The sequence below is a fragment of the Halochromatium sp. genome (assembly GCF_046541315.1).
In the GTDB taxonomy this organism is placed as follows: domain Bacteria; phylum Pseudomonadota; class Gammaproteobacteria; order Chromatiales; family Chromatiaceae; genus Lamprobacter.
Map to the genome: position 1 here is coordinate 1 of NZ_JBKHDN010000102.1, position 9,490 is coordinate 9,490.

A 9,490-nucleotide genomic window follows, 5' to 3' on the forward strand; every position below is an offset into this window, starting at 1 on the left:
GTGCTCGCGAGCGAGGCCGCTCGCATCGCCGAGATGGACCCGCATACCCGCGATTACACCCTCGATGCGCTGCGCAGTGCGCTGATGGAGATCGTCGCCTGCTTTCCGGTCTATCGCACCTACATCACCGATCAGGGCGTCTCCACCGCGGATCGCAATCAGGTGCTGAAGGCGGTCTCGGAGGCCCGGCGACGCAGCCAGATGCCGGATCAGTCGGTGTTTGAATTCGTCCGCGACCTGCTGCTGACCGACATCGCCGCCGGCAAGCCAGAACCGTACCGGGAGCGCGTGCTGCGCCTGGCGATGAAGCTCCAGCAGTACAGCAGTCCGGTCACCGCCAAGGGCGTCGAAGACACCAGTTTCTATCGCTGGCACCGTCTGAGCTCGCTCAACGAGGTCGGCGGCAACCCTGAGCGCTTCGGACTCTCGCTCGAGAGCTTCCACCGCGCCAACGAGCGACGCCAAGCGCAATGGCCGCAGGCGATGCTGGCCGGCTCGACCCACGACAGCAAGCGCTCCGAGGATCTGCGCTCGCGTCTGCACGTCCTCTCCGAGCTGCCGCACGCCTGGCGCGAGCACGTTGAGCGCTGGGCGCGGCTGAATCGACGCTATCGCCGCAGCGGCGAGGGCCGTGACCCCCTCGACGCCGAGGCGGTGACCTGGCCCGATGCCAACACCGAGTACCTGTTCTATCAGACCCTGCTCGGTGTCTGGCCCCTGCGGACACCCGACGACCAAGGCTGGCAACAGCTTCGCGAGCGCATCCAGGCCTACATGAGCAAGGCGGTCAAGGAGGCCAAGGTCCATACCGCCTGGACCAACGCCAATGCCGATTACGAGGCGGCGCTGGAGGCCTTTATCGACGCCGTACTCGATCGCGAGCGCAGCAGTGCCTTCTTCGAGGATTTCATCCCCTTCCAGCAGCGCGTCGCCCAGCTCGGGCTGCTCAACAGCCTCTCTCAGACCCTGCTGCGGCTGACCTCGCCCGGGCTGCCGGACATCTATCAGGGCTGCGAGCTGTGGGACTTCAGCCTGGTCGACCCCGACAATCGCCGCCCGGTGGATTTCGAGCGCCGCCGGCGTTGGCTCAGTGAGCTCGATCGGCTTGCTGCCATCGATGATGCCGGCGAGACAGCGGAAGGTCTCCCACAGCCACTGCGCTCACAGGCACTGGACAACACCCTCAGCGACGGCCGCGCCAAGCTGTACCTGATCCGCCGCGCGCTGCTGCTGCGTGAGCAGATGCCCGAGCTCTTTGTCGAGGGTGAATATTCGCCACTGACCGTCGAGGGCCCGCATGCACATCGCCTTTGCGCCTTCAGCCGCAGCCATCAAGGACAGTCGGTGGTGGTCATCGCCCCACGGCTGCTCGGGGGTCTGACCGAGCTGGCCGTGACCGATCGCGGCGAAGCCAGTGAACAGACGGTCGGCGAGCCTTCCGCCCCCGATTCCGGCCCCAGCCACGGACCGTCGACCAACCACAACGATGCCGGCTCAAGCACCGGCTACATCGATGCATTGCAGGATCCGGCTTGGGACGAGACCTGGATCTCGATCCCGGCCGCGCGGCTCGATGATGCCCTAAGCGGAGCAAAGGGCGGCACCGAGCGCGGCCCAGAAAGCGACTCAGAGGACAGCAGGGAGCGCAGCACGGAGGCGGGACCGGGCCAGTTGCTGGGCCGGCCGCTTGAGACCGAGCAGCACAACGGGCGTCAGGCTATTCGCGCCAGCACGGTCTTGCGCCGGTTCCCAGTCGGGCTGCTGACGACCAGCGCGCTGTGACCAACCGATCGCGTGATGACGAGCCGAGCGCGCGATCACCGATTACCAGTCGTCTTTCAGGCGAGACCGCCAGCGTAGCGACGCATCAGTATCGACAACCATCGCCCAAGCCAGATAGGACAAGCTCAGATGCCATCGAAGCAACCCTCTTTCCCCCAAGGCCCGCGGATCTACAACCTGTTTCCGACACTGCTCGGTCCGATCGAGCGCTGGACCGAGCGGCTGCCGGAGATCGCTCGGATGGGCTTCGACTGGGTCTTCGTCAACCCGTTCCACTTGCCAGGCCAGTCGGGAAGCCTCTACGCGGTCAAGGACTACTATGCCGTACACCCGGCACTGCGCGCCGACAGCGACCACAGTAGCGACGACGCTAACGACGAGCGGCTCAAGGCCTTCACCGAGGCCGCCAGCCAAGCCGGGATCTCAGTGATGATGGATCTGGTCGTCAACCATACGGCGATCGACTCCGACCTGGTCACCGAGCATCCGGACTGGTACGTCCATGACGACGACGGCTCGGTGCACTCGCCCTCGGCGACCGATCTCGACAACCCCGAGATCGTCACCGTCTGGGAGGACCTGGCCCAGCTCGACTACAGCGAGCGGCCCGAGCGCGAGGCGATGATCGACTTCTTCTCAGAGGTCATCCGCCATTACATCGATCTCGGCTTCCGCGGCTTTCGCTGCGATGCCGCCTACCAGCTGCCCGGCAAGGTCTGGCAGGTGCTGATCGAGCGCGCCCGCGAGGCTGCGCCTGAGACCCAATTCTTCGCCGAGACCCTCGGCGCACCGCCCGATGACATCGAGCAGTTGCGCCCGGCCGGCTTCGACTATCTGTTCAATAGCGCCAAATGGTGGGATTTCAGCGCCGACTGGCTGCTCGATCAGTACCAGTCCTTCCGCGATCTGGCGCCATCCATCGCCTTTCCAGAGAGCCACGACACCGCGCGACTGGCTGATGAGTCGGATGGCAACAGCCGCGAGTCGCGTTTCTGGTACCTCTTCGCCGCCGTCTTCTCGACCGGCGTGATGATGCCGATCGGCTATGAACTCGGCTTCCGACGGGGCCTGCATGTGGTCGAGACCCGGCCCGAGCATTGGGAAGAGCCGAGCTTCGACATCCGGGATTTCATCGCCCAGGTCAACGCCATGAAGGCCGAGATCCCGGTACTGAACGAAGAGGGTGCGCAGGAGCGTTTCACCGCAGTCGACGAGCCGGTGGTTGGCCTGCTGCGACGATCGCCACAGCAGGCCCAGCACAGCGCCGTGCTGATCAATCCGAGCTTCAAGGACGGGCAAGAGTGCAGCCGCGATCACCTCATCGAGATCCTCGACTGCGATGCGGATCAGCTGCAGGAGATCACGCCCGCCTTCAGCGATGCAGCCAACGACGCGGCTAACGACGCAGTCGACGATGGGGCTGAGGATACGAGCGCAGACACAGCACCTGGAGACAACCCGACCTCCGCGATCCATCTGCCGCCTAGGAGTCTGCGCATCTTCATCGCCAACCACTGACGCGATCGGCCTTGCGTTGGCCCATGCCGGTCGCAGGAAGAAATTCGGCGGCTAGCGAAATGAGAGACTGGAGGTGCCGATGGACTTCAAGCATGACCCGAGCACCGACTTTCGCCCGGTCGAGGGCCTGAGCCGAGACCAGGCAGCAGAAGAGGTCGAGGCGCTGCGCGCGGGCATCCGCCATCACGACTACCTGTACTACGTGAAGGCGGAGCCGGCGATCTCCGATGCGGTCTACGACCAGCTCTTCGATCGGCTTCAGACCCTGGAGGCCGAGTTTCCATCGCTGCAAGATAAGAACTCACCCACGCAGCGCGTCGGTGCCGAACCGGTCAGCGCACTCGACAAGCGCGAGCACCGCGCACCGATGCTCAGTCTCGAGTCCGTGCAAGACGCCGAGGCCGTCGCCGCCTTTATCGATCGCCTGCAACGCGATGCCGGCGATGAAGACCAAGGTCCGGTCGCCCTTGTCCTCGAGCCCAAGTTCGATGGCCTTTCGGTCGAGCTGATCTATGACCAGGGTGCGTTCTCGAGTGGCTCGACCCGCGGTGACGGTTCCACCGGCGAGGACATCAGCCATAACCTCCGCCAGGTCACCGCCGTGCCGATGCGGCTGCACAAGGCGCCGCGATACCTTGCGGTGCGCGCCGAGATCTTCATGCCGCGCTCCGGCTTCACCGCCCTGAACCGCGAGCGTGTGCAGCGCGGCGACGAGCCCTTTGCCAATCCGCGTAATGCTGCGGCTGGTCTGATGCGCCAGCTCGATCCGAACCGGGTTGCCGGCCGGCCGCTCGACCTGTTCTGCTACGAGCTGCTCGAGCTCGACGGCGGGGAGACCCCAGCAGACCATCCGGCAACCCATCCGGCAACCCACCATGAGCTCTTGCAGCGGCTCCCTGACTGGGGGCTCAAGACCTGCCCGCTGAATCGCAGCGCCGAGGATCTCGACGACGTGCGCGCCTATCACGCTGAGCTCGAGGGCCAGCGCGACGCGCTCGACTATGAGATCGATGGGGTCGTGATCAAGCTCAACGACCGCGCTCGCCGGGAGCAGCTTGGCGTGCGCTCCCGCAGCCCGCGCTGGGCCCTGGCCTGGAAGTTCGCCCCGCGCGAAGAGATCACGACCCTCGAGGAGATCACGGTCCAGGTCGGGCGCACCGGCATCCTGACGCCGATCGCACTGCTGCAGCCGGTCGATGTCGGTGGCGTCACTGTCAGCCGCGCAACGTTGCACAACGCCGATGAGGTGCAGCGTAAAGATGTCCGGCCCGGCGACCAGGTCCGGATCATCCGCGCCGGCGATGTGATTCCGGAGATCGCCGAGCGCGTCGAGCAGCCCGGGCAGACACGGGCCGAGCCCTTCACGATGCCCGAGCAATGCCCGGTCTGCAGCACCGAGATCATTCGCAACGGGGCCTATCATCGCTGCCCTGCCGGACTCGCCTGCGAGGCGCAGCTGGTTGGCCACATCACCCATTTCGCCTCCCGCGACGCCTTAGACATCGACGGGCTCGGGGAAGAGACCGCGCGGCAGCTGGTCGAGCGCGGACTGGTGCACGACCTGGCCGATCTCTATCCGCTCGCCGAGGGCGAGCTCGCAGCAATGGAAGGCTTCGGTGACACCGCGGCCCGCAACCTGGTGCAGGCCATCGACCGCGCCCGCAAGCCGTCGCTGCAATGCTTTCTCTATGCCCTTGGCATCCGCCAGGTTGGAGGACGCATGGCAGCTGTGCTGGCTCGGACCTTCGGCAGTCTGGACGCACTGATCAAGGCCGATCGCGAGGCGCTCGAGCGCACCCCTGAGATCGGCCCGGAGATCGCCGCCTCCGTCATCGCCTTCTTCGACAACGAGGACAACCGTGAGGTGATCGAAAAGATGCGGACCGCTGGGGTCGAGGTCGAGGATGCCGCCGATCAGGAGGCGGACCAGGCTCACGACAGTGACAGCCTCTCAGGCAAGACCTTCGTCTTCACCGGCGAGCTCGAGCACTACTCGCGTCGCGAGGCACAATCTGCCGTCGAGGCGCGCGGCGGCCGCGCAACCTCCGACGTCAGCAGCGCGACCGACTATGTGGTCAAGGGCAAAGATCCGGGCAGCAAAGCGGAGCGCGCCCAGGATCTCGGCATCGAGACACTTAACGAAGCCCAATTCGAGCGGTTGTTAGAGCAGGGATGAGCCCGCACACTAGGGTCGCCAGACTGCGAAGCTCAGTAACGCGATGCCTCACCTCTCAATCCGACGCCGGAGAATCGCGATCAAAGATGGTGACCACCACCCCGTCGATGCGCTGGTCGTGGGTTCGGTAGGGACGCAAGGTGACATCCTGGGTGTTTCCGTGCTCGCCTTCGGCCTCGAGCCGCTTGACGGCCATGCTCTCCATCACCTCATGCGCGAGCGCCTCGAGCCTCGGCAAGTCGAGATTGGGTCGGAGGTTGCCAATCGGCCGGCCGACATCGCCATCGATCAGATTGAACAGCCGCTTGGCGCGCGGGGTGAACTGGCGCACCCGCAGCTCGCGATCCAGCATCAGGATCGGCAGATTGACACTGCTCAGCAGGTTGAGGAGGTCGTTGTTGGTGTCCGTCAGCTCCTTGTTGCGATGCTCGAGTTCGTCGTTGACGGTGACAAGCTCTTCGTTGGTGCTCTGCAGCTCCTCCTTCGCGGTCTCCAGCTCCTCGTTGGTGCTCTGCAGCTCCTCGTTGGTCGATTGCACCTCCTCGTTGGCGGACTGCAGCTCCTCGTTGGTGCTCTCCTGATCCTCGATGATCGACTGCATGTACTCGCGCGTCTCCTCTAACTCCTTTTCCAGCTTGCTGATCCTCGCGTTGCTTGCCTCGCTGCCAGGCGCTGCATCGTCCTGTGCGCCTTCAGCGGCCAAGGCGGCGGTGGTCTCGGACGGAGCCGCCTGGGTCGGATGTTCGTCGAACAGGATCAGATAGAAGCGTTCTGGGCCGTCCTTCGCTAAAGGGATGACGCGCAGATTCAGCTCGCTTCCATGGCCATCCACCTTGAGCTCAATCCCGGTCTTGATGACTGGCTCATCACTCTGGAGCGCGCGCTTGAACAGGTTGCGCAGATCGACCAGGATCTCCTGGCGAATCAGCTTGACCAAATCCAGACTCGCCGTGCCTGGCAAGGGCTCGAGGTAGCGCCCGGTCTTACCGCGGAAACTGATGACGGTCAGATCGCGGGTAACGATGACACCCGGTGGGCCAAACAGCGTGAGCACGGCGCGGTCGGCCTCCTGTCTGATCTCGGACTCGGATCGCCCGCCGGGCTCATGCGGCTCGCCTTGCGGCTCGCGACCAAGCTCGCGCCGGGCAGGGGCAAACTCATAGGTCGGCGTCGAGTTCGTCGACTGCTTGGCGTAGCTCTTGGCCTCCTTGTCCTCGAGCCGGAACAGATCGGAGCTGCCCCCAATCCCCTCCGAGGCGCCGAGCAGCAGAAAGCCGCTAGGCTTCAGCGCAGAGTGGAAGATCTGCAGCACCCGCCGCTGGAGCGTGCTGCCGAGATAGATCATCAGGTTGCGGCAACAGATGAGATCGAGCCGCGAGAAGGGCGGATCGCTGGTCACATTGTGCGGCGCGAAGACACAGAGGCCGCGAACCGCCTTGTTGATCTGCCAGCCGCCCGAGACCTCATGGAAGAAGCGATTCAACCGGCCTTGCGAGATCTCGCTGCTGATTCGGCTTGGATAGATGCCACTGCGGGCACGCTCGATGGCCTGCTCGTCGATATCGGTGCCAAAGATCTGGACCGGGATGCTCGGCTGCGATCCGAGCGCTTCGAGCAGCACCATGGCCAGCGAGTAGGGCTCCTCGCCGGTGGAGCAGCCGGGCACCCAGATGCGCAGCGTCTCATTCGCCGAGCGTCCTTTGAGCAGCGCCGGCAGCACCGACTCACGCAAGGCGTCGAAGGTCTTCGACTCACGGAAGAAGCCGGTGACATTGATCGTGATATCGTGAAAGAGCGCGTCGACCCCACTCGGCTCGGTCCGCAGATATTCCAGATAGTCGCGGAACCGCTCCAGCTTGCTGAGCAGCATCCGGCGTTTGAGCCGGCGCTTGATGGTGGCATGCTTGTAGTAGCTGAAATCGTGTCCGGTTCGGGCGCGCAGCAGCCGGAAGACCTGTTGCATCTGCTCCGTACTCGCACCCGGGTCCTCTTCTTCCTCGATCTGGCCACTGCGGTCGAGCAAATACGGGTGACGCGCAATCCGGGCCAGCTCCCGCGCGATCTCGGCTGGTGGCAGCACGAAATCCACGGCGCCACTGGCGATGGCGTTACCGGGCATCCCGAAATACTGCGCAGTGGCTTCGTCCTGCGCAAAGGTCATCCCGCCGGCGGCCTTGATCGCCTTGAGCCCCAGGGTGCCATCGGAGGCTGTGCCCGAGAGCACGACGCCAATCGCGGCCAGTCCGATCTCATCGGCCAGCGAGCGCAGCATGAAATCGATCGGCAGCTCGCCATGGTCACTGCCGGCGCGCTTGCGACTGCTGCCCTGTGTCAGCTGCAGTCTCTCGGCGCTCACTGCGAGGCTGTGATCGGGGGGCGCCACATAGATATGGTTCGGCGCGATCCAGGCACCGTCTTCCGCCTCCTGCACCGGCAGATTGGTCTCACGCGCCATGATCTCGCTCAGCAGACTCTCGCGGGTCGGCGCCAGATGCTGCACCAGCAAGAACGCCATGCCAGTATCCTCCGGCAGCGCTTGCAGCAAGGCCTTGAAGGCTTCCAGACCGCCCGCCGAAGCGCCAATGCCGACCACCGGCACCGACGGAGTCTCATGTGCATCGTTATCCGCTGCTGTCGTCGTCGGCGCCTCCGCATTATCCGCAGGGCTGGCCGACGCCTCTGCGTGACCTGCAGTGCTGTCTTCTTTGCTCGCCACTCGCCTCGAACCTCCGCACAGGATCAAGCGGCGAGCCTAACATCCTGCATGCTGAGGCGCCCGCGAAGCGGTCAGTACAGGACGACGGCTATCGAAGGCTCGTACACTTCGCACAAGGTGACCACACGATAAGGACCCCCCTGATGCCAGCCAGGGATCACTACAAGCCCTTGTTCAATGCCCGCTTACTCGGTGAGGCGCTGGACGCCGCTCACATCGCGTGCGCCCCAACCCAGACTGAGATTGCCCAACGCTGGGCCGATAGCGCTGGCAGCGACGCCCTCAGCGCCAGCAAGGAAAAGCAGCTCCAAGGGCAGTTCCTGACTGAGATCTTCGGCGGCCTGCTCGGCTATGCCCAGATCGTCAGCGCCGACGACATCCTCTGTTCATCTGCTTCTGCGAAGACACCCGGCTGTTACCGGCCAATGTCTTAACCCAGGCGCTCAATGCCAAGTCCGAGGGCTTCGTGCAGGTCTCGCGCTGGCAGCAGCTGTGCGGACTGTTCAACGCGGTGGACGAGGGCGATGCGCGGATGCGGATCAATGCCTACAACGGCGGTCTGTTCGCCCATGATCCGGAGCTGGAGGCGTTGTCGGTCTCCGATGCCAATCTCGATGGCATCGCCGCCCTGGCCGGCTATGACTTCGAGACCGATCTCAACGTCAACATCCTCGGCCACATCTTCGAGCAGTCGATCACCGATCTGGAGCTGATCCGGGCCAGCATCCGTGGCGAGCCTGATCAGGCCCGGGCCGACCCGCAGCGCTCAAGGCGCAAGCGCGACGGCATCTTCTACACCCCGGAGCTGATCACCCGCTTCATGGTCGAGCGCACCAGATGTCTTGCACGAGGCCTTCGCGCAGCTGCCGGAGGACAGTCGCGCGTTCGATTGGCAGGCGGCCTTCCCCGAGGTCTTCGCTCGCGGCGGTTTCGATGTGGTGATCGGCAATCCGCCCTATGTGCGGCAGGAGGCCCTGGGGCCGTTGAAGCCCTATCTGGCGCAGTGCTACGCCAGCTACAGCGGTGTCGCCGATCTCTACGTCTACTTCTACGAGCGCGGGCTGAACCTGCTCGCGCCGCACGGCAAGCTCTCCTACATCGTCACCAACAAGTGGATGCGCGCTGGCTATGGCGAGCCGTTGCGGCGACTGTTCAGCGAGCAGGCACGGCTCGAGGAGATCCTCGACTTCGGTCATGCGCCGATCTTCGAGGATGCCGATACCTTCCCCTGCATCATCGTTGCGCAGCGGCAAGTGGAAGCTGCGACCGCCGCCGCTAGCGCAGCAACAGCAACAGCA

General features: G+C 64.5%; 6 protein-coding genes and 1 pseudogene. 5 read left to right on the forward strand and 2 right to left on the reverse strand.

Annotated features, from left to right (window positions below):
• The 3 genes and pseudogenes from ACLFQI_RS08330 to ligA all read left to right on the forward strand — a co-directional run.
• A pseudogene (locus ACLFQI_RS08330) lies at window positions 1-1,782 on the forward strand (hypothetical protein); the annotation flags it as partial.
• Window positions 1,783-1,911: 129 nt separating this feature from the next.
• Window positions 1,912-3,300, forward strand: a complete 1,389-nt coding sequence (locus ACLFQI_RS08335) for an alpha-amylase family glycosyl hydrolase (RefSeq protein ID WP_410758444.1) — start codon at window positions 1,912-1,914, stop codon at window positions 3,298-3,300.
• Between the two features lie 79 nt (window positions 3,301-3,379).
• The gene (gene ligA, locus ACLFQI_RS08340; protein WP_410758445.1) at window positions 3,380-5,476 is read left to right on the forward strand and encodes an NAD-dependent DNA ligase LigA; all 2,097 of its coding nucleotides are present in this window, start codon (window positions 3,380-3,382) and stop codon (window positions 5,474-5,476) included.
• Window positions 5,477-5,531: 55 nt separating this feature from the next.
• Here the strand turns inward: ligA and ACLFQI_RS08345 are convergent, their stop codons facing one another.
• Entirely contained in the window at window positions 5,532-8,075 is a 2,544-nt protein-coding gene (locus ACLFQI_RS08345) for a chemotaxis protein CheB (protein WP_410758446.1), read from the reverse strand.
• A 260-nt stretch (window positions 8,076-8,335) separates the two neighbouring features.
• Between ACLFQI_RS08345 and ACLFQI_RS08350 the strand changes: the two genes are divergently transcribed.
• Window positions 8,336-8,626 carry a hypothetical protein gene (locus tag ACLFQI_RS08350; RefSeq protein ID WP_410758447.1) on the forward strand — a complete coding sequence of 97 codons (291 nt, stop codon included), beginning with the start codon at window positions 8,336-8,338 and terminating at the stop codon, window positions 8,624-8,626.
• Here ACLFQI_RS08350 and ACLFQI_RS08355 read toward each other — a convergent pair.
• Window positions 8,623-8,871, reverse strand: a complete 249-nt coding sequence (locus tag ACLFQI_RS08355; protein WP_410758448.1) for a hypothetical protein — start codon at window positions 8,869-8,871, stop codon at window positions 8,623-8,625. The two genes, ACLFQI_RS08350 and ACLFQI_RS08355, sit on opposite strands and share 4 nt — an antisense overlap.
• Before the next feature lie 163 nt (window positions 8,872-9,034).
• On the opposite strand from ACLFQI_RS08355, the gene ACLFQI_RS08360 reads away from it, so the two are divergent.
• Window positions 9,035-9,490, forward strand: a 456-nt coding sequence (locus tag ACLFQI_RS08360; protein WP_410758449.1) for an Eco57I restriction-modification methylase domain-containing protein, incomplete at its 3' end; no start/stop codon positions are given.

Coding starts and splice junctions, on each gene's coding strand:
- ACLFQI_RS08335 (WP_410758444.1), top strand. CDS start 1,912: ATGCCATCGAAGCAACCCTCTTTCCCCCAAGGCCCGCGGATCTACAAC.
- ligA (WP_410758445.1), top strand. CDS start 3,380: ATGGACTTCAAGCATGACCCGAGCACCGACTTTCGCCCGGTCGAGGGC.
- ACLFQI_RS08350 (WP_410758447.1), top strand. CDS start 8,336: ATGCCAGCCAGGGATCACTACAAGCCCTTGTTCAATGCCCGCTTACTC.